The 17,325-nt window shown below is 67.4% G+C and carries 18 protein-coding genes and 1 pseudogene; 6 read left to right on the top strand and 13 right to left on the bottom strand.

What is annotated here, in order from left to right; genetic code table 11:
* Window positions 1-49: 49 nt before the first annotated feature.
* Together OD997_RS14005 and OD997_RS14000 are read right to left on the bottom strand one after the other, a co-directional pair.
* A complete protein-coding gene (locus OD997_RS14005; protein WP_434332118.1) occupies window positions 50-1,738 on the bottom strand; it encodes an ABC1 kinase family protein in 1,689 nt (562 codons plus the stop codon).
* A 24-nt stretch (window positions 1,739-1,762) separates the two neighbouring features.
* Window positions 1,763-2,395, bottom strand: coding sequence for a PadR family transcriptional regulator (locus OD997_RS14000; protein ID WP_434332117.1), 633 nt, complete (start codon window positions 2,393-2,395; stop codon window positions 1,763-1,765).
* Window positions 2,396-2,559: 164 nt separating this feature from the next.
* Here OD997_RS14000 and OD997_RS13995 point away from each other — a divergent pair, with 164 nt between their 5' ends.
* The 3 genes from OD997_RS13995 (at window position 2,560) to OD997_RS13985 (ending at window position 5,782) form a co-directional block, all read left to right on the top strand.
* Complete coding sequence (locus OD997_RS13995) at window positions 2,560-2,937, top strand: YciI family protein (RefSeq protein WP_434332116.1); 378 nt, start codon at window positions 2,560-2,562, stop codon at window positions 2,935-2,937.
* Window positions 2,934-4,121: an RNA polymerase sigma factor gene (locus tag OD997_RS13990; RefSeq protein WP_434332115.1), complete on the top strand. Its 1,188-nt coding sequence runs from the start codon at window positions 2,934-2,936 to the stop codon at window positions 4,119-4,121. The genes OD997_RS13995 and OD997_RS13990 overlap by 4 nt, the downstream gene beginning before the upstream one ends.
* Window positions 4,122-4,240: 119 nt before the next feature.
* Complete coding sequence (locus tag OD997_RS13985) at window positions 4,241-5,782, top strand: glycosyltransferase family 2 protein (RefSeq protein ID WP_434332114.1); 1,542 nt, start codon at window positions 4,241-4,243, stop codon at window positions 5,780-5,782.
* A gap of 42 nt (window positions 5,783-5,824) precedes the next feature.
* Here OD997_RS13985 and map read toward each other — a convergent pair whose 3' ends face one another.
* Entirely contained in the window at window positions 5,825-6,595 is a 771-nt protein-coding gene (map, locus tag OD997_RS13980) for a type I methionyl aminopeptidase (protein ID WP_434332113.1), read from the bottom strand.
* Window positions 6,596-6,673: 78 nt separating this feature from the next.
* Here map and OD997_RS13975 point away from each other — a divergent pair, with 78 nt between their 5' ends.
* A complete protein-coding gene (locus OD997_RS13975) occupies window positions 6,674-6,952 on the top strand; it encodes a helix-turn-helix domain-containing protein (RefSeq protein ID WP_434332383.1) in 279 nt (92 codons plus the stop codon).
* Window position 6,953: 1 nt separating this feature from the next.
* Complete coding sequence (locus tag OD997_RS13970) at window positions 6,954-7,712, top strand: SDR family NAD(P)-dependent oxidoreductase (RefSeq protein ID WP_434332112.1); 759 nt, start codon at window positions 6,954-6,956, stop codon at window positions 7,710-7,712.
* Window positions 7,713-7,755: 43 nt separating this feature from the next.
* Here OD997_RS13970 and tyrS read toward each other — a convergent pair.
* The 7 genes and pseudogenes from tyrS to OD997_RS13935 all read right to left on the bottom strand — a co-directional run.
* Window positions 7,756-8,724 (bottom strand): annotated as a pseudogene (tyrS, locus tag OD997_RS13965) (tyrosine--tRNA ligase); the annotation flags it as partial.
* A 21-nt stretch (window positions 8,725-8,745) separates the two neighbouring features.
* Window positions 8,746-10,014 (bottom strand): M16 family metallopeptidase, encoded by a 1,269-nt coding sequence (locus OD997_RS13960; RefSeq protein ID WP_434332111.1) that lies wholly within the window; start codon window positions 10,012-10,014, stop codon window positions 8,746-8,748.
* A gap of 49 nt (window positions 10,015-10,063) precedes the next feature.
* On the bottom strand, window positions 10,064-11,398 hold the full coding sequence (locus OD997_RS13955; RefSeq protein WP_434332110.1) for an MFS transporter: 1,335 nt from the start codon (window positions 11,396-11,398) through the stop codon (window positions 10,064-10,066).
* On the bottom strand, window positions 11,284-11,841 hold the full coding sequence (locus OD997_RS13950) for a hypothetical protein (protein ID WP_434332109.1): 558 nt from the start codon (window positions 11,839-11,841) through the stop codon (window positions 11,284-11,286). Before OD997_RS13950 ends, OD997_RS13955 begins: the two co-directional genes overlap by 115 nt.
* A 91-nt stretch (window positions 11,842-11,932) precedes the next feature.
* Entirely contained in the window at window positions 11,933-12,607 is a 675-nt protein-coding gene (locus tag OD997_RS13945) for a hypothetical protein (RefSeq protein WP_434332108.1), read from the bottom strand.
* 69 nt (window positions 12,608-12,676) lie between these two features.
* Window positions 12,677-12,808, bottom strand: coding sequence for a hypothetical protein (locus OD997_RS13940; RefSeq protein ID WP_434332107.1), 132 nt, complete (start codon window positions 12,806-12,808; stop codon window positions 12,677-12,679).
* 286 nt (window positions 12,809-13,094) lie between these two features.
* Window positions 13,095-13,400 carry an ArsR/SmtB family transcription factor gene (locus OD997_RS13935; RefSeq protein ID WP_434332106.1) on the bottom strand — a complete coding sequence of 102 codons (306 nt, stop codon included), beginning with the start codon at window positions 13,398-13,400 and terminating at the stop codon, window positions 13,095-13,097.
* A gap of 114 nt (window positions 13,401-13,514) precedes the next feature.
* On the opposite strand from OD997_RS13935, the gene OD997_RS13930 reads away from it, so the two are divergent.
* A complete protein-coding gene (locus OD997_RS13930) occupies window positions 13,515-14,726 on the top strand; it encodes an MFS transporter (RefSeq protein ID WP_434332105.1) in 1,212 nt (403 codons plus the stop codon).
* A gap of 25 nt (window positions 14,727-14,751) precedes the next feature.
* On the opposite strand, the gene panB is transcribed toward OD997_RS13930, so the two are convergent.
* Genes panB through OD997_RS13915 form a run of 3 tightly spaced genes read right to left on the bottom strand, consistent with a single transcriptional unit; the run spans window position 14,752 to window position 17,221 of the window.
* Entirely contained in the window at window positions 14,752-15,621 is an 870-nt protein-coding gene (panB, locus tag OD997_RS13925; protein ID WP_434332104.1) for a 3-methyl-2-oxobutanoate hydroxymethyltransferase, read from the bottom strand.
* Window positions 15,618-16,460: a pantoate--beta-alanine ligase gene (gene panC, locus OD997_RS13920; protein ID WP_434332103.1), complete on the bottom strand. Its 843-nt coding sequence runs from the start codon at window positions 16,458-16,460 to the stop codon at window positions 15,618-15,620. The genes panB and panC overlap by 4 nt, the downstream gene beginning before the upstream one ends.
* On the bottom strand, window positions 16,457-17,221 hold the full coding sequence (locus OD997_RS13915) for a Rossmann-like and DUF2520 domain-containing protein (RefSeq protein ID WP_434332102.1): 765 nt from the start codon (window positions 17,219-17,221) through the stop codon (window positions 16,457-16,459). Before OD997_RS13915 ends, panC begins: the two co-directional genes overlap by 4 nt.
* Window positions 17,222-17,325: the final 104 nt, after the last annotated feature.

Raw genomic sequence — 17,325 nt, 5'->3', positions numbered from 1 at the left:
AGAACCCATTCTCCCATGCCGGCATACTGCGGCCGGGGTGGGAGGCCCCTCAGCGCTGGCGACGCCCGCCGAAGACCGAGTGCAGCAGGGGCAGCGCCGAGACGCAGAGGAGGGTGATGCCGAGCGGCGGGATCGAGGGCACAAGCAGCGCCCCTCCGACGAGCATCGCGGCGAACAGCACGCCGGATCCGATGCGGCGGGCGATGCCCTCGAGCCGGTCGAGGCGACGCTCGAGGCGGGATGTGTCGAACGTGACGTTGCCGTCGTCGACGCGGGTGATGATCGCGTCGATCCGCTTGGGAAGGCGATAGGTGACGGCGGCGGTCTCCATGGCTTGCTGGGCCATCTCCTGCATGAGGTTGCCGGACTCGTCGCGCAGCAGACGCCCGGCGTAGGGCTCCGCGGCATCCCACACGTTGAAGGTCGGGTCGAGGCTCGAGCACATGCCCGAGGTCAGCGAGACCGCGCGGATCAGCAGCAGCATGTTCTCGGGCAGCTGCAGCGGGAGCGAGCGCACCATGTCGCCGAACTCGTCGGCGAAGTCCGCGAACTCCCGCGGGTCGACCTTGCTGAGCTCGGCGAAGCCCATGCCGCCGAAGCGCGCGAACAGCGCCCGCAGTGCGCGTTCGAGCTCGGCGGTGTCTGCCGAGGGCAGCAGCACGCCGATCTCCTGAGCGGCTGCCACGAGTCCCTTGCTGTCACGACCGGCGACCGCGATGAGCAGCATGCGCAGACCGTCGCGAAGGCTGGCAGGCACCTCGGCCATCATGCCGAAGTCGATGAAGGTGAGCCGGAAGTTGCGACCGGTGGTGGATGCCGCCTCCGGCGTCACGAAGATGTTGCCGGGGTGAGGGTCGGCGTGCACGAAGCTGTGCGTGAACACCTGGTCGAACATGACCTCGGCGAACACGTCGGCGACCTCCGACGGATCGATGCCCGCTGCGCGCAGAGCATCCGTGTCGTTGATCTTGATGGCCGTGACGTCCGACAGCGTGAGCACGCGGCGGGTCGACCGCTCCCAGACGATCTCGGGAGCGTCGACGCGGGCGTCTCCCGCGAAGTTCTCGCGGAACCGCTCGGCGCTGGCCGCCTCATGCAGGTAGTCGATCTCTTCGAGGCTCGTCTGCGCGAACTCCTCGACGAGCCCGGGCGCGTCGACGCGGTCGGCGACGAGGCGCACGCGCGTCAGCCAGCGGGCGACACGGCGGAGCGCGGCGAGGTCGACCGCGACGATCTCGTCGATGCCGGGTCGCTGCACCTTGACGACCACGTTGCCGAGGCCGGTGTCGACGGCATCCTGCGCTGCGAGACGGGCGCGATGCGCCTGACCCAGGGATGCCGCGGCCACCGGCGTCTCGTCGAACCAGGCGTAGGCCTGCTCGAGCGGCATCCCGAGCTCGGCCTCGGCGGCCGCGCGGATGCCGGCGAAGGGCACCGCGGGAACCTCGTCCTGCAGGCCCTCGAGCTCCTTGGTGATCTCGGGCGGCAGCACGTCGAGGCGCGACGACATGAACTGACCGACCTTGATCATGAGGCCGCCGAGCTCGACCGCGAGCACATGGAAGCGCTTCGCGAAGCGCTGCATGCGCGGCGCCCGGGTGCGCTCCGCGACGGAGCTCAGGCCGAACTTGGGCAGGACGAGCTCGAACCACCAGATCTTGAGGAATTCACGCGCCGCGAAGGAGAGGATGCGGCGGTACCGGGCACGATGGGCGCCCTGCGCCGCAGCATCCGTCATGTGTCGTCCCTGGGTCGTGTGCGATCAGTCCTGAGCGAGGATCGAGTACAGCCTACGGCGGGCGTCGTCGAGGATCTCGATCGCCGCCTGCACCTGCTCAGGCGATCCGCTGCGGCCCACCTGCGCGGCTGCCGCTGCGAGGTCGACGCCCGCCTTGGGCAGAGCCGTGAAGCGGGGATCGTTGCGGTGACCGTCCTTCGTCGAGCTCGACTCCCAGGGTGCCGGCGCCTCGGTGGTCTCGGTCGCGACCGCACGGCCGGCCTCGGTGAGCGAGTAGGTCTTGCGACCGTTCTGCTCTTCGGCCTCGATCAGGCCCTCGTCGGCGAGCAGCTGCAGCGTCGGGTAGACCGAGCCTGCGCTCGGCTTCCACGAGCCGCCACTGCGCTCGGCGATCTCATTGATGATCTGGTAGCCGTGCATCGGCTTCTCGGCGAGGAGCGAGAGCACCGCGGCGCGGACGTCGCCCTTGGCCATGCGGGTGCCGCCGGACGGACGCTGCTCGAACGACTTGCGCAGCTGGTCGAGTGCGTCGAAGAGGGTGCCGGCCGGGCCGTTGGATCCGCCGAAGCCGCCGGATCCGAAGATGCCGCCCAGCGGGTTGTCGGTGTTGCCTGCGCCGTTGCCTGCGCCGGTGCCGAAGGGGAATGCGTTGTTCATGATGACCTCCCGGAAGTGGTGAGCGATAGTCAACGATATATCGTTAAGGCTGAGTGGCGGGTGGGAGTTTCGGTTCTGAAGAAACTTCGGCGGATGTGTCGATCGACCTGATGCTCGATCTTCATCCCTCTGTACGCTGACCGTCGAACAGTGAGGAAGAGACCATGCGCTACACACTGCTGTTGCACTACGAAGAGCTCGACGCCGAGACTCTGGGCGCCGACGCGCTCGCAGAAGGACGGGCCGCATTCGCGAGCTACGCCGCCACCCTGCAGTCGGCGGGGGTGCTGATCTCCGCCGAGGTCCTGCAGCCGTCAGCCGTGAGCACCACGGTGCGGGTGCGCGAGGGAGAACTGCAGGTGCAGGACGGCCCGTTCGCCGACACCAAGGAGCAGCTCGGCGGGACGGTCGTGATCGACGTCGCCGATCTCGACGCGGCGATCGGGCTCGCCCGACAGGCGCCTCCCGCATTCTGGGGCACGGTCGAGGTCCGGCCCGGCGCCGTCTTCACCGTCGACGGCGTCTGGATGCCGAACCGATGATCCCCGAGGAGGTCCGAGCCGCCGCCGAGAGCGCGGCGCGGACCTCCTATGGCCGGCTCGTCGCGCTGCTCGCTGCCCGCTCGGGTGACCTCGCACTCGCGGAGGACTCCCTGTCGGGAGCGTTCGAAGAGGCATTACGACGCTGGCCGGATGCCGGTGTGCCCGACAACCCGGAAGGGTGGCTGTTGACCGTGGCCAGGAACAGACTGCGCGACGTGTGGAAGTCGGCTGCGGCGAAAGCATCCGCTCCTCTCGACGAGGAGAGTGCACGCGACGATCCGTTCGCCGAGCACGATCCGCTGGCGATCGGCGACAAGCGGCTCGAGCTGCTGTTCGTATGCGCGCATCCGGCGATCGATCCGGCGGTGCGCGCTCCGCTGATGCTGCAGGCTGTGCTCGGCTTCGAGTCGGCTGACATCGCCCGGGCGTTCGCGGTGCCACCGGCCGCGATGGCGCAGCGGCTGGTGCGGGCGAAGAGGCGCATCAAAGACGCCCGCATCCCGTTCGCGGTTCCCGATCGGCGAGCGATGCCCGAGCGGCTGCCCGCGGTGCTCGAAGCCGTGTACGGGTGCGCCGCGCTGGCGTGGAGAGGAGACAGCGATTCGCTCGCGGGCGAGGCGCAGTATCTCGCCGCGACCCTCGCCGGGCTGCTCGAGGACGAGCCTGAGGCGTGGGGTCTCGCGGCTCTCACGACGCTGACGCTGGCGCGGCGATCGCGGGAGTTCGTGCCGCTGGACGAGCAGGATCCCGGGTCGTGGGATGCCGCACTGATCGCCGAGGGCGAGACGTATCTGCGGCGAGCGCAGCCTGCGGACGCGCCGGGGAGGTTCCAGCTGGAGGCGGCGATCCAGGCGGTGCACTGCGACCGTCGCCGAACGGGCCGCACCGACTGGGAGGCGCTGCGGATGCTGTACTCCGCGCTGCTCGCGGTCGCGCCGACTCTCGGGGCCCGGGTGGCGGCCGCCGTGGTGACGGCGCGCATCGAGGGGCCCGAGTCGGGACTCGACGCGCTTCCGCCCGATGCCGAGGGGTTCCAGCCCTACTGGGCGGCGAAGGCCGAGCTGCTCGCAGAGGCAGGCGCGGATGCGAGGGATGCGTACGCGAGGGCGATCGCACTCGCCGACGATCAGGATGTCGCGGCGTTCCTGCGTTCTCGCGCGGAGGCGCACGAACGCGGCCGCTGACTTCTCCCTGCATGCATTCGCGCCTGAGCGCAAGCCCCGTGCACCGCATAGCTCTCAGTGTTTGACTGCCGTCGATGTCGAATTCGTCTGCCGTTCCGCCCGCGTCCACTTCGATCCGAGTGAGCGTGGTCGTCCCCGTGTTCAAGCCGGGTGCGGCGTTCGACGAACTCATCGCCTCGTTCGACGCCCAGACGCTCGATCGTTCGCGGTTCGAGGTGCTGCTGTGCGACGACGGATCGGGCAAGGAGACCGCGGCGCGATTGGTCGAGGTCGCCCGCGATCGGGACTACCTGCGCGTGGCGTTCCTGCCGCATTCCGGATGGCCGGGCACGCCTCGCAACCACGGCATCGATGAAGCGCGAGGGACCTACATCCAGTTCGTCGACCAGGATGACTGGCTGTACCCCGGTGCGCTCGAGGCGCTGTGCGACTACGCCGACCAGCACGGCTCCGACGTCATCGTGGGCAAGGAGGTCGGGATCGGGCGTCCGCTGCCGACCCGGATCTTCCGTCACGATGTGCCCCAGGCGAAGCTCGGCGAGGATCCGCTGCTCGAGATGCTCACGCCGCACAAGATGTTCCGCACGGCATTCCTGCGCGAGCACCGCATCCGCTTCCCCGAGGGCAAGGTGCGGCTCGAGGATCACCTGTTCGTGATGCGGGCCTACTTCGAGGCGTCGACCATCTCGATCCTCGCGAGCCAGCCCTGTTACGCGTGGGTCAAGCACGCAGGCAGCGCGAGCTCGTCGCGGATCGATCCGGAGTCGTACTTCCCGCACCTCGAGGCCGTGCTCGACCTGGTCGAGCGGTACACCGAGCCCGGGCGACTGCGCGATCGACTGCTGCGGCACTGGTTCCGCGGCAAGATCCTGAAGCGTCTGACGGGCAAGAAGTTCCTCGCGTACCCCGACGAATACCGCGAGCGGCTGCTCGACGTCGTCGGCCCGCTCGCGCAGCGTCGGTTCGGACCGGGGGTCGACGGGGGACTGTCATTCCCGAATCGCATCAGGGCCGCGCTGCTGCGGGCCGACCGCCGTGCGGATCTGGTGACCTTCGCTCGGTTCGAGGTCGAGACGACCTGCCGGGCCGTCGTGACCTCGGCACGATGGTCGCGGGGTGGCGGGCTGTATCTGACGGTTGCCGTGTCGATCACCCGCGAGGGGCAGGATGCTCTCGTCGTCGAACCGGGCACCGGTGTGCTGACCTCGCTCCCCGTGGCGATGGACGGCCTGCCCACCGGCCTGCTCGAAGCGGGGCGCGAGCTGCAGAACGACCGGGTCGAGCTCGTGCTGCGCGACAAGGCCGCGGGAGTCGAGCGCCGCGTGGCACGCGTGAAGCCCCGGAACCTCGGAGCCATCCCGCTCGCGATCGACCCGCTGAAGGTCTTCGGACCCGATGACGAGTCGCGCGGCGCGAGGCTGTTCGTGACCGTCCGGAGGGCCGGATGGACCTTCGACGTTCCCCTCACGGCGGATGCGGCGACGCTCGCCGCCGCCGGACACTCCCCGCTGCTCGCCGGGCGCACCTGCACTCCGGTCGCGGGCCGCGGCGGCGCTGTCGAGTTGCGACGCCAGTGGCCCGGCGGACGGTTGAAGGATCTGGCCGGGCGCGCGGTGCGTCGAGTTCGGGGTGGTTCGCGGAGCGCTTCGCGCACGAAGTGAGCGTGCGGTTCTCGGCGGGCGCGGGCGTGTGTCGACTCTGCTTCAGCGCGGGAGCGTGAGGATTTCCGCCCCGTCTTGTGTGATCGCGATCGTGTGCTCGGTGTGGGCGGTGCGGCAGCCGGTCGCGCTGCGCAGGGTCCAGCCGTCATCGTCGGTGATCAGCTCGTCGGTGTCGGCCATGACCCACGGTTCGAGGGCGAGCAGCAGACCGGGGCGCAGCGTGTAGCCACGACCGGGGCGCCCGTCGTTCGCGATGTGTGGATCCTGGTGCATGCTCGATCCGATGCCGTGGCCGCCGAACTCGAGGTTGATCGGGTACCCCGCGTTGCTGAGCACCGTGCCGATCGCATGCGAGAGGTCGCCGATGCGGGCTCCCGGACGGGCGACGGCGATGGCCGCGGCGAGCGCACGCTCGGTCACGTCGATCATCGCGAGATCCTCCGGCGCCCTGGCGGTTCCGACCACGAAGCTGATCGCGGCATCGGCCGAGATCCCGCGCAGCGTGACCGCGAGGTCGAGCGTGAGCAGGTCGCCGTCGGCGAGGGCATAGTCGTGCGGCATCCCGTGCAGCACCGCGTCGTTGACCGCAGTGCAGACATAGTGGCCGAAAGGTCCGCGGCCGAACGACGGGGCGTAGTCGACGTAGCAGGACTCGGCGCCGGCATCCTCGATCATCTGCTGGGTCCAGCGGTCGAGATCGAGGAGGTTCACGCCGACCCTCGTACGCTCTTTCAGAGACTGCAGGATGCTGCCGACGAGCGCCCCGGCATCCCTCGCCCTGGCCAGTTCGTCGCTGGTGAGGATCTCGATCATGGTGCTCTCCGCATCCGGGTCGCTGTGGTTCCAATAACTATCCCGGTAATACTATCCCGGTATTAGAATCGGCACATGATGGTTCGGATGCCGCTCACCCCCGCCGAGGTCGAACGAGGCGAGCGTCTCGGCGCCCTGCTGCGGCGAGCGCGCGGCGAGCGATCGATGCTGAGCGTCGCTCTCGACGCCGGGGTCTCACCCGAGACGCTGCGCAAGATCGAGTCCGGTCGCGTGGCCACTCCCGCGTTCTCGACGATCGCGGCCATCGCCGGCGTGCTGCACCTCTCGCTGGACTCGGTGTGGGCGGAGATCGAGCCGCCGGCGCGCACGATCGGACGAGTGCAGGTCGCATCCTGAGATGGCGCACGCACTGATCACGGGCAGTTCGCGCGGCATCGGTCGCGCTGTCGCCCAGGCATTCGCGCGCAGAGGCGATCGGGTCGTCGTGCACTACGGCCGGGATCGCGCCGCGGCAGAGGAGACACTCGCCTCGCTCGAGGGCTCGGGACATGCTCTCGCGGGCGGCGACATCGGCGACCCGGTCGAGGCGCAGCGAGTGGTCGACGAGGCTATCGCCGCCCTGGGCTCTCTCGACATCCTGGTGAACAATGCGGCCGTCGCGCCGAGCGCCGCGAACGAGCACCGCGTCGATTCGACGTCGTTCGCCGAATGGCAGGCCGCGTGGTCTTCGATGGTCTCGGTGAACCTGCTCGGTGCGTCGAACGTGACGATGCTGGTGGCGCAGCACATGATCGAGCGCGGCGCCGGTGGAGCGATCGTCAACGTCGGGTCGCGCGGCGCATTCCGCGGCGAGGCCGATCACCCCGCGTACGCCGCGACGAAGGCGGGACTGCAGGCGTTCGGACAATCGATGGCGCTGGTGCTCGCGCCTCATGGCATCTCGGTCACGTCGATCGCGCCGGGAATGGTCGCGACCGAGCGTCAGTCGGCGAAGCTCGAGGGCGAGCAGGGCGACAGCATCCGCGGGCAGAGTCCGTTCGGTCGCGTGGGCACTCCCGAAGAGGTGGCGGATGCCGTCGCCTACCTCACCTCGCCCACTGCCGTATGGGCGTCGGGGACCGTGCTCGACCTCAACGGGGCGTCGTACTTCCGCTGAGCTTCGGCGATTCCTCCTAGCGAGAACTGTCGCGGACGCGTCGAATCGCCGTCTTTGTCGCCGCCGACCCGTGAACCTGGGTGGTCACCTCGAGAGCGAGACGTTTCTGAGCGGCTCGGTCGGGTGCATCCGTCGCGACCGCATCCTCGAACTCCTCGATCTCGGAACGACTGAGGAATGTGAAGATCTTGAGACGCTCGATCACGTCGGAGTCATCCGTGTCGAGCCAGAACCGATAGAACGAATGCGGGCTGCACATGTCAGCGTCCAACCAGATCGCATTGCCCTCGCTCTTGCCGAACTTCGTGCCATCGCTGTTCGTGATCAGCGGTGTGCCGAAAGCGTGCACCGACTTCCCCTCGACCCGACGTATGAGAGCCGTACCGCTCATGAGGTTGCCCCATTGGTCCGCACCACCGGTCTGCAGGACGCACCCGAGCTGCCGATGGAGCTCGAGGAAGTCCAGACCCTGCAGGATCTGATAGCTGAACTCCGTGTAGCTGATCCCCTCGGCGGACGCGAGGCGAGAACTCACTGCGTCCTTCTTCAACATCGTCCCCACGCGATAGTGCGTGCCGATCTCACGAAGGTAGTCGAGCGCCGACAGCGGGGCTGTCCAGGCGAGGTTGTCGACGATGCGGGCGGAGTTGTCGCCTTCGAAACTCAGGTAGCGCTCAAGCTGCGACTTCAGCTTCTCCACCCACTCCGCCACCGTCGCCCGAGAGTGCAAGGTGCGCTCAGCCGTCGGACGAGGATCTCCGATGAGCCCCGTGGAGCCGCCGACCAGTCCCACAGGTCGGTGTCCCGCGAGCTGTAGGCGCCTCATCGTGAGCAGCTGCACGAGGTGCCCGAGATGCAGGCTCGGCGCCGTCGGATCGAACCCGCAGTAGTACACGACCGGCGGCTCCGAGAGCAGAGCCCGTAGTTCCTCCCGATCGGTGGACACATGGATCAGGCCTCGCCAGACGAGCTCATCCCAGACGTTTTCGGGCTCACGCCCCTCACCCGCCATCGACTCAGCACTGCCTCTTGTTCACGCCTCGGTCGCCCCGAGCGATGAAGTTCCGACACGACCTCGACTCGCCCGTCCCGCATCAGACGCAGAAACGACCCCCGGGGGGAGCTCATCACCGACGAGAAAGACGGTGGGCGGCTGCTGCAGGAGTTGCTCGAGCGCCTCGAGCACACTGGCCCGGGTTACCTTCATCAACGACTCACCGACGGTCCATGGATCTTCCCAGGCGCCGTCGGTACAGGCGCGGCGAAGCAGAAACAAGAGCATCCCCCGTGGATCACTCACCCCGAGCAGCAATCGTCCTCGGGAATAGCTCGCTGCGCGTCTGACCTCGTCGTCATGGAGCTCACGCGCAGTGTCCGCGAGTTCTTCTGTGATCACCTCGATGGTCTCGTGCACCCGTTCCGGCTGGACTGCAGCGCGCACATTCAGCGCGCCCGCGTCTCGATAGGTCGAGTGATCCGCACCGACGTAATACGACAACCCACGGTCTTGGCGCAGGCTGCGGAACAAGCGGGAACCCAGACCGCCGCCGAGGGTCGTGTGCAACAACCCGACCGCGTACCGGTTCTCGTTCGAGGCTTCCCAGCCGCGCATTGAATAGGCGATGTGCACCAGCTCGCTGTCGACCTGTTCACCGACCAGCTCGATCTCACCATGCGAACGCATGCCCCCGCGGGCGTGGACCCGTGCGCGTGTTCGGGGGACGCCCGGGATATCTTCTAGGAGCGAGAAAGCCCGATCCTCGTCGTGCTCCGAGAATGTCCCCGCCAACCCGACGACGATGTTGTCCGCATGGAACGCGCCCTCGACGAACCGCACGACCGCAGGGCGTTGGATGCGTGCCACGTCGGCGACGGTCCCCCCGACCGGTCGGGCAAGACCAGTGCCCGCGAACATCACGGCGTGCATCAAATCGTCCACACGGCCGCGGAGATCGGCCGAATTCAATCGCAGCTCTTCGCACACGACGGCTTTCTCGCGCTCGACGTCGTCCTCGCTGAACGTGCTGTTGACCAGCATGTCGAAGAGGACCTCGATCGCAACCGCAGCGTCTTCAGAGGCGCACCGCACGTAGAACGACATCCACTCGCGGCCGGTGAACGCGTTGAAGTCAGCCCCCACCCTGTCCAGGTCTCGCGCCACGTCTGCAGCCGTCGGACGCGTCGTGGTCCCCTTGAATGCGAGATGCTCGAGCAGGTGAGCTATGCCGTTGGTATCGTGCGGGTCATCTCTGGATCCGACGCGCAATGAGACGAAGATCGCGAAACTGGGCGTACCCCGCATCGGGGCACTGATGAGACGCCCTCCGTTGTCGGCGAGGCGCTCGCTAATCTCAACCGGCATCGATCGCTCCTCTCGAGATCAGAGCCACACCCGTGAACACCGCGATGCATGCCAGGGCACCAGCCAGCGGGTAGACGATGGAGAACCCGAGGATCGACGCCAGGCCGAGCGTCCACAGGTAGCTCAGCAGTTGGCTCAGGCTGCTGATGCCCTTCCGGAAGCCGAGAGTCGTCGGACGATCGGCGTCTGTCGTCGACTTCTGCACGACGATGGTGATCCCGCCGATCAGGAGATTTCCGCTGGCACCGATGAGTCCGGCACCGAGAACTCCGAGCCACAGCGCGCCGGAGATGCCGCCGACGACGACAAGTGCGGGACCGAGTCCGGACAGGAGCCCGACGAGCAGCAGATTGAGACGAGGAGAATCGCCCAGCCTCTGCAGGGCCAATCCCCCCAGGATCATCCCGACCCCTGAAGCCAGGAGCAGCGCAGCCAAGGCGACGCTGCCTTCCTTCTGGCCCCTCTCCAGCGCGAATCCGAACAGGAGTGACTGAGACCCTCCGAACGCGGCGAAGAGCGCAGCTTCGACCAGGATGTAGCGTCCCGCCGTCCCGGACATCGCTCTCCGGGCGTTCGCCGCCAGATGGGCCAACGGATGACCTGCTCCGGCAGGTCCTGCATCGCCAGCGCACAAGGTGACCGGCAGAGCAACCACGGTGAGAACCAGCGAAAGCAAGAACGACACGCCATTCGCCGCCACCAGCCACCTCCAATCGACTGTTGCCGCCGCCAGCGCGCCGGCGGCCGGCGTGACAACGCTCAGCAGTGACAGCGCAGCCTGATATCGGCCGTTCACTGTGCTCAAACGCTCCGCGGCGACGAGTTGCGGGACCAGGGATTGGAACGCGATCTGATTCATCAAGACGACCAGAGACAGCGCAGGCACGGCGAGGTAGACGATCGGGGCTCGCTCCGGGCCCGTCACGACGACAGCCACGAACAGCGCGACACACGCGCCGACTGAATCGGCCACGATCAGCGCCCGACGAGCGGACAACCGGGCGACGAAGCCACCGATGAGAGGGCCGAAGATCGCACGACTCAAGGCATCTGCGACGAATCCGCCGAGAGCCAACTGCGTGGAACCGGTCATCGCGAAAAGCCACAGCGGAACGATGGCGGCTTGAAGGCTCGTACCGGCCCAGCTGCACACCTGCGCTATCCAGAAGTACGCCGGCCTGAAGGCACGAGTGGACGTGGTCGTGTCGCTCACGCTTTTCCTCTTTCCAGGAACCACTGGATCTTCGATCTGACGCCACTTCCACCGATTGCGCGCAGGGTGTCGTGCACCTGTTCTGAGAGGTAGCTGCTGCGGATCGGCCACTCGTATGTGGAGATCTCTACGAAGTTGTTCGTCGTCGCGGACGAGGCGGTCTCAAAGGTGACAGTGTCCTGCGAAAGGGTGAGGAACTCAGACGATTCCGGGTCCTGCGAGAGCCACCGTTTCCGAGTCTGCGAGACCGATGCCCGACAGGACACCGCACCGAGGTCATTCACATGGCGCTCGAGGGAATCAGCCACGTACGTTCCAGCGAACCGTTGCAGGTCGCCGACCGCTATCGCCTGCCGACTCTCCACCGGCATCGTGATCGATACGCCATGCCGCCATCCTTCGTTCCAGACAAGCGCCTCCTTCAGCCGCAGTCGGAGACCGAACGCGGGTGAACTCGTGAGCCCATAGAGACTCACGAGGATCCCCCTGGCCGCGAGGCTCCCGCTCGGTTCGTCGAAGCAGAAGGAGATGGACTCGTCCATCTGCTTGGGCACCCATCGCAGGTCTCGTAGATCACTCGACGAAACCGAGCCAGAGACCACGATTTCGTGTTCGAGAGCGTAGGCGCCAGCCCTCCAGTGACTTCTACTGTCGCCCATAAGCGCCAACGCGCACCTCCACGACTGCGTCGGCAGGCAACGACAGCTCCCGGCACACGGCTTGCCTGACCCGTTCGAGCGAGAGCGGCGGCGGGCGGAAATGACCGGATCGATTGTTGATCAACGCTGCATACGGTGCCCCCGCGGAATGGAACACACATATCTCACCCGCACCGAGCACCGGGGCATCCGCCCCCAGAAGCTGGGGATGCCGAACCCGATTGCGGACGCTGTCGGCTTCGGGGAAGAAGAGGTCGGAAGTAGTGAGGGGTGTCGGCTCGATCAGCAGAGAGTCCTCTGTGCTGAGGACGTAGATGAAGTGTGACCCACTGGGAAGGGTCTTCAGCGTCTGACGAGTGAGACGCAGTGGCGAAGAGATCGCATGAGATGGGGGACCCGCTTGCGGCGTCTGGGTGAAGCGCAATTGCCCGCTGATCGGATCGTGCGTCACGAAGTCGACGCCGCGCGCAGATATAGATCCTTCGATAAGGAGATCGACAATCTCAAGTTGCTCATCCACTTCGCGCCGCAGGTCATCCGAGTTCACATATCCGTGTGCAATCAGATCAATCAGCCGCGTATATTCCACAGCAGCGTGCGCCTGGGATGCGACACCGAATTTCGCTATTACATCCTCACGGACTTCCAGATAGTCGGTCATCTATCCCCCTACTTCGATCGGCGGTGCAACGGCGGCGACGGACGGCGGTCCGCCGCCGCCGTCATCAACTCATCCAGCCGACTCGTAGCTCGCGAGCGACTCGAGCGCCTGGCGTCCCGGCTCCGAGTTCTCGAGAGCACTGATCGCGCCGAGCAGGTCGCCGAAGCGGTCGACGGTGGTCATCTCAAGCATGCCGTTCATTGCTACTCCTTTGTGTTCGCATTTCCCGCGTCATGCGGTTCTCAATACCGTAAAAGGAGAAACTCATCAGATGCAATATGCGATCCGGCGGCACCGACTGATCAGCGCGACAATGATCAAAAGATTCCAATATGCGAATATGCCAAAATTCGGGAATTCTGCACCGACGTGGACATTCTGATCATTGCAGACGGACTATCGAAGGCGCGACTATGTCTGCGATCGGCACGCCAGCTCACTCCTCTGGGCATGAGAATGCCAGGGAGCACCTACGACCGCGTCGAGTTCAGGCCCGAAGAACGGAGTCCAACAGTCCCGGGAAGAGCGAGTCGAGCTCGTCGCGGCGGAGCGTCAGCATCCGTCGCCGCCCGTTGGGTTCGTTGCGGATGACGCCCGCTTCGCGCAGCACCTTCATGAAGTGCGACTTGGTCGACTTGGGGAGATTCGGGTCGGTCGCGTGGCACTCGGCCATGTCGAGGGGGCCGTCGACGAGCTGTCGCGCGATGGCCAGGCGCTCGGGGTCACTGAGCGCGAAGAGCACCTCGGTGAGCTGGATCTCGGAACGATCCGGATGCGGAAGGTCGCCTGGCATGGTTCGAGAATAGTTGAACAATCGCCGGAAGGCGAGTACGCTCCGATAGTTCGATGATTCTCGAACTCAACTCGTTCGATGCCTCGGACTCGACCCAGACCCGCGGGAGCACAGATGACCATCACGTCACCGATCGCCACGACGACGGCCGCGCCGATCCGCCGCCCGCGCTTCGGCTTCGCGCTGGCGATCGTCACGCAGATCGCGATGATGATGGGGGCGAGCGCGCCGTCGCCCTTCTACCCGGTGCTCGCGGCCGAGATCGGGTTCGACGCGATCGTGATCAGCGCCGTGTTCGCCGTGTACGCGATCGCTCTGCTGCTCGCGCTGCTCACCGCCGGGTCACTGTCCGACCACGTCGGACGCCGTCCCGTCGCGATCGGCGGACTCCTGCTGCTCGCCGCGAGCATGCTGCTCTTCTGGCATGCCGACAGCGTCGCGACGCTCATGCTCGCGCGCATCCTGCAGGGCGCGGCGAGTGGCGTGCTCATCGCCGCCCTGTCGGCCGCAGCGTTGGACCTCGCTCCCGGGGGACGCTCGCGGGTCGCCGCCCTGTGGAACGCCCTCAGCCCCGGCATCGGCCTCGCCCTCGGCGCGCTGATCTCGGGCATCGCTCTCGACCTGACCGGCCAGCCGCTGCTCGACGTGTTCGCGCCGCTGACCGTCGTCTACATCGTGCTCGCCGCGCTCTTCTTCCTCGCACCCGAGACCGCACCGCTTCGACCGGGAGCACTGGCATCGCTGAGTTTCCGGCTGTCGGTGCCGGCCGGCATCCGCTCGGACTTCTGGCGAGGCGCCCCCGCGATCATCGCCGGGTGGGCGACCGGTGGACTCTTTCTCTCACTCGGCGCGAACATCGTGCGCACCGAGCTCGGCGGGGAAGCGCACGTCTGGCAGGGACTCGCGGTCGCGATGCTCGCGGGAATCGGCGCGATCACGGCATTTATCTTCCGCAACCGGATGCCGCGCACGTCCGTGATCTTCGGCACCGCGGCGCTCGCGACGGGAACCGCCCTGTCGCTCTGGGCCCTCTCGGCGGAGTCGCTCCCCTTCTATCTCGCCGCGACCGCCATCACCGGCATGGGATTCGGCACCGCCTTCTCGGGGGTCGTCGCCTCGCTCGCACCGCGCATCCCCGCGACCGACCGCGCCGACACGTTCGCCGTGATCTACCTGCTCGCCTACCTCGCGTTCGGAGTTCCGGCGGTCGTCGCCGGAACCCTCGTCGGCGTGTTCGGGCTCGGCACCGTCTGCGTCGGATACGGGGTCGCGGTCATCGTGCTCGCGCTCATCGCGCTGGTGCTGCGGGTGCGCCGGGCGGAGTAAAGCGGACTCCGGATGCTGTCGCGACCTACCGCTCCGCGAGCAGCTCCCGCAACCGCGCGGCCTCAGCCTCGGGCATCCCGTACCCGTGCTCGGGCGCGGGATACGACCCGTCGCGCACCTCCTCGGCATACGCCTGAACTCCGGCGACCGACACTCCCCGCACATCGGCATAGCGCTTGACGAACTTGGCGACGCCGCCGGCGTAGATGCCGAGCAGGTCGTGGAAGACGAGCACCTGGCCGTCGGCATCCGCTCCCGCTCCGATGCCGATCAGCGGAATGCGCAGCAGAGGCGCGAGCGCGGCGGTGACCTCCGACGGCACCGCTTCGATCACGAGCACCGAGACTCCGGCATCCTGCAGCGCGAGGGCGTCGTCGATCACGGCGAGGGCGGCGTCGGCGGTGCGTCCCTGGGCGCGGTATCCGCCGAGGGATGTCGCGGTCTGCGGGGTCAGCCCGACATGTCCGACCACGGGGATGCCGGCGTTCACCAGCGCGCGGGCGCGGTCGACCGTCGTGCCGCCGCGCTCGATCTTGATGAGGTCGACGCCCGCCTCCTTGATGAAGCGCTGCGCGGTGGCGAGGGCGAGCTCGTCCGATGCCTCGTACGAGCCGAAGGGCAGGTCGCCGACGAGCAGCGGCTTCTCGAGTCCGCGGCGCACGGCCTTCGTGAGCATGAGCATCTCGTCGATCGTGACGGGCACGGTGCTGTCATAGCCGAGCACGGTCATCGCGGCCGAGTCGCCGACGAGCACCATGTCGACGCCCGCCTCTTCGACGATCTGCGCGCTCGGGAAGTCGTACGCGGTGACCATGACGATCGGCTCGCCGGCCTGCTTCTTCGAGGCCAGATCGCCCAGGGTCAGGCGCTTGGTCGGGGCGGCGTGGGCGCTCATCGGGCTACCCCTCTCAGCAGGTGGTTGTCGATCAGTCGGGCAGCTCCCACACGGGCAGCGACGAGCAGAAGTGCGTCTCGTTCGACGGCCGTCACGGGCTGCAGGCTCTCGGCATCCCGGAGTTCCAGGTACTCGGCCTCGATCCCTGCCTCGGCGAGAACAGCTTGAGCTGCAGACAGGATGCCCTCCCCCGATCGGTGCGCCGCGTCGGCGGCGTCGAGGGCGCGGTTGAGCGCGGTCGCCTGGGCGCGAGCATCCACGTCGAGGTAGACGTTGCGCGAGCTCATGGCGAGTCCGTCGGGTTCGCGCACGATCGGGCAGGCCTCGATGCGCACGTCGAGGTCGAGGTCGCGCACGACCCGGCGGACGACGAGCACCTGCTGCGCATCCTTCTGACCGAAGTAGGCGACGTCGGGCTGCACGATGCCGAACAGCTTGGTGACGACAGTGGCGACGCCGTCGAAGTGGTGGGGTCCGCGGCTCGCGCCGTCGAGCACCTCGGTGATGCCCGCGACGTGGATGTTCGTGGCGAAGCCGTCGGGGTAGATCTCGGCGGGCGCGGGGGCGAACAGGATGTCGACGCCCTCAGACTCGGCGAGCGCAGCGTCGCGGGCCTCGTCGCGCGGATAGGTGCTGAGGTCTTCGTTCGCGGCGAACTGGGTCGGGTTGACGAAGAGAGAGACGACGACGAGTCCGTTCTGCTCACGCGCCGCACGCATGAGCGAGAGGTGCCCCTCGTGGAAGGCGCCCATCGTGGGGACGAGCCCGACGGACTTGCCTGCCGCATTGGCGTCGCGGACCGCGGCTCGCACCTCGGCGATCGTACGGAGGATTCTCATGCCTCGGGCTCCTCGGTGGTGGCGACGTGGTCGGCGGTCGTCTGTGGCGCGCGGCCGGCGACCGCGCGGGTGGCGGTGGCGAGTGCATCGAAGAGGTCTCGGTAGTCGCCGGATGCTGCGCGCTGCCGTGCCACGGTCGCTTCGTCGCCGCGCGCGATCGGCCCGGTGAGAGCGGATGCCGCGCCGGACACCAGCCAGTTCTCGACCGTCTGACGCACGAGTGGTGCGAGGTGGGAGCGATCGACTCGGGCATCCTTCGCGAGGTGTTCGGCCGCATCGAGCACAGTGAGTACGAAGTTCGAGGCGAAGGATGCTGCGGCGTGATACTCCGCACGGTGGGCGTCGTCGACGTGGAACGGGTTCGCCCCCAGCGCCCGCGCGAGCTGCTCGGCCACGTCGAGCGCCTCGGGTGTGCGGCCGTCGATAGCGACGCCGATGCCGTGGAAGACCTCGGCTGATTCCTTGCCTGTGAAGGTCTGCAGCGGGTGGAGGCTGAAGTCGACGTCGGTGAGCGGCGTCGCGCCCGACACGTGGGCGACGAGCCGCGCATGCGGTCGCACGGCGAACGCCACCGCGGGGATGGCGGAGTCCGGAATGCAGAGCAGCGCGATGTCGGCATCCGGAGCCCGGTCTTCGCGGCGGAGCGGGCCGACGACGACGAATCCCGCGGCGCGCAGGGCCCGTGCGAGTACGCCGCCGAGACGGCCGGCGCCGACGATGGCGATGGTCGTTTCAGGGGCGAGAGCAGGGGTGCTGTGCATGTCGATTCCCCGGCCGAGACGGTCGGCGCGGATGGGATGAGTATCCGCCTGAGATGGGGTGCGCGCAAAATCTGGGATCAATGTGCACATCTATATACAACCCG

Source organism: Microbacterium sp. CGR1 (genome assembly GCF_051062835.1).
Taxonomy (GTDB): domain Bacteria; phylum Actinomycetota; class Actinomycetes; order Actinomycetales; family Microbacteriaceae; genus Microbacterium.
Note: the sequence above shows the minus strand (reverse complement) of the source record. Positions and strands in the feature narration are given on the sequence as shown.

Excerpts from the sequence above, each read along its gene's own strand:
- map (WP_434332113.1), bottom strand. The coding sequence starts at position 6,595 with ATGATCGAGATCCTCACCAGCGACGAACTGGCCAGGGCGAGGGATGCC.
- OD997_RS13975 (WP_434332383.1), top strand. The coding sequence starts at position 6,674 with ATGGTTCGGATGCCGCTCACCCCCGCCGAGGTCGAACGAGGCGAGCGT.
- OD997_RS13995 (WP_434332116.1), top strand. The coding sequence starts at position 2,560 with ATGCGCTACACACTGCTGTTGCACTACGAAGAGCTCGACGCCGAGACT.
- OD997_RS13960 (WP_434332111.1), bottom strand. The coding sequence starts at position 10,014 with ATGCGGGGTACGCCCAGTTTCGCGATCTTCGTCTCATTGCGCGTCGGA.
- OD997_RS14005 (WP_434332118.1), bottom strand. The coding sequence starts at position 1,738 with ATGACGGATGCTGCGGCGCAGGGCGCCCATCGTGCCCGGTACCGCCGC.
- OD997_RS13940 (WP_434332107.1), bottom strand. The coding sequence starts at position 12,808 with ATGAACGGCATGCTTGAGATGACCACCGTCGACCGCTTCGGCGACCTG.
- OD997_RS13935 (WP_434332106.1), bottom strand. The coding sequence starts at position 13,400 with ATGCCAGGCGACCTTCCGCATCCGGATCGTTCCGAGATCCAGCTCACC.
- OD997_RS13915 (WP_434332102.1), bottom strand. The coding sequence starts at position 17,221 with ATGCACAGCACCCCTGCTCTCGCCCCTGAAACGACCATCGCCATCGTC.
- OD997_RS13970 (WP_434332112.1), top strand. The coding sequence starts at position 6,954 with ATGGCGCACGCACTGATCACGGGCAGTTCGCGCGGCATCGGTCGCGCT.
- panC (WP_434332103.1), bottom strand. The coding sequence starts at position 16,460 with ATGAGAATCCTCCGTACGATCGCCGAGGTGCGAGCCGCGGTCCGCGAC.
- OD997_RS13930 (WP_434332105.1), top strand. The coding sequence starts at position 13,515 with ATGACCATCACGTCACCGATCGCCACGACGACGGCCGCGCCGATCCGC.
- panB (WP_434332104.1), bottom strand. The coding sequence starts at position 15,621 with ATGAGCGCCCACGCCGCCCCGACCAAGCGCCTGACCCTGGGCGATCTG.
- OD997_RS14000 (WP_434332117.1), bottom strand. The coding sequence starts at position 2,395 with ATGAACAACGCATTCCCCTTCGGCACCGGCGCAGGCAACGGCGCAGGC.
- OD997_RS13990 (WP_434332115.1), top strand. The coding sequence starts at position 2,934 with ATGATCCCCGAGGAGGTCCGAGCCGCCGCCGAGAGCGCGGCGCGGACC.
- OD997_RS13945 (WP_434332108.1), bottom strand. The coding sequence starts at position 12,607 with ATGACCGACTATCTGGAAGTCCGTGAGGATGTAATAGCGAAATTCGGT.